Below are 1,143 nucleotides of genomic sequence, written 5' to 3'. Positions count from 1 at the left end.
CCCGCCAGCTGGTGCGGCGCAAGACCGAGCTCACTGCGCTGATCAAGGACCTGGTCGCCCAGCAGCGGCTGCAGTGGCAGGCACGCCAGCTCGCGGTGCTGGTGGAGGGCGAGCCGCTCGTCGCCGAGGTCGATGCCGACAAGCTCGGCGCGGCGCTGGGTAACCTTTTGTCGAACGCGATACGCTTCAGCCCCGCGGGCGCTACCATCCGTTTTTCCGTGACCCGCGTGCCCGGCCGTGCCTGCATCGACATCGTCGACCAGGGCCCGGGCGTTGCGGCGGCCGACCGGGCGCGCGTGTTCGAGCCCTTCTACCGCGGCGAACGCCAGCCGGGCGACGCGGTGCGCGGCAGCGGCATCGGGCTGTCCATCGTGCACGAGTACGTCACGGCCCACGGCGGCCAGGTCGAACTGATGGACGACGGCGGCCCCGGCGGCGCTCACTTTCACATCGAATTGCCCCATGCGCGTTAGTCCTGCCCTCCGTTGCGCTCCCGCCTGGCTCGGCACGTTGCTGCTGGCGGCCTGCGTGACGCCGCCCGCCGAACTGCCGCCACCCGCGCCCGCCGCCTCGGCGCCGGTGCTCGCCCCGGCCCCGGCCGCGTCGGCCGTCGTGATCCTGGTGCCGGCGCCGGTCGAGCCGGCCGACCAGGTGTCGCGGCAGATCCTCGGCTACCACGAGCAACTGCGTCAGATGTCGGCGGCCGACCTCGGCAACGAGATCACGCGCCTGAACGCGATCGTCAGCGCGAACAGCGCCGCGGCGCCGACCGGCGCGGTGCTCGAACTGGCGCTCGCGCTCTCGCAGCAGCACAACGGCGGCGACGTGGCACGCGCGCAGCAGCTGCTCGAATCGGTCGTGAAGGCCGGTGCCGCCGAACTGCAGCCGTGGCAGCCGATGGCGCGCCTGCTGCTCGCGCGCATCGCCGAGCAGCGCCGGCTGGAAGACGCGTTCAACCGCGAGGCCACGCAGCGCCGCGAGCAGCAGCGCACGCTGCAGCAGCTCAACGAGAAGCTCGAGGCGCTGAAGGCGATCGAGCGCAGCATGACGACCCGCCCCGGGCCGGGCGCGAGCGCGGTGCCGGTGACGCCGCTGCCGGCGCCGGCCGCCGCCTCCGCCCCCGCGGCACCGAAGGCGCCCTGA

The 1,143-nt window shown here is 73.8% G+C and carries 2 protein-coding genes; both read left to right on the top strand.

Features of this window, described 5'->3' with window-relative positions:
* Window positions 1-473, top strand: a 473-nt coding sequence (locus AC1D15_RS33460) for a sensor histidine kinase (RefSeq protein ID WP_477829453.1), incomplete at its 5' end; no start/stop codon positions are given.
* Window positions 463-1,143, top strand: coding sequence for a hypothetical protein (locus AC1D15_RS33455; protein WP_477829452.1), 681 nt, complete (start codon window positions 463-465; stop codon window positions 1,141-1,143). The genes AC1D15_RS33460 and AC1D15_RS33455, both read left to right, overlap by 11 nt.

Source organism: Rhizobacter sp. P2_H2, assembly GCF_056403375.1.
This window is presented reverse-complemented; position numbering and strand designations above follow the sequence as displayed.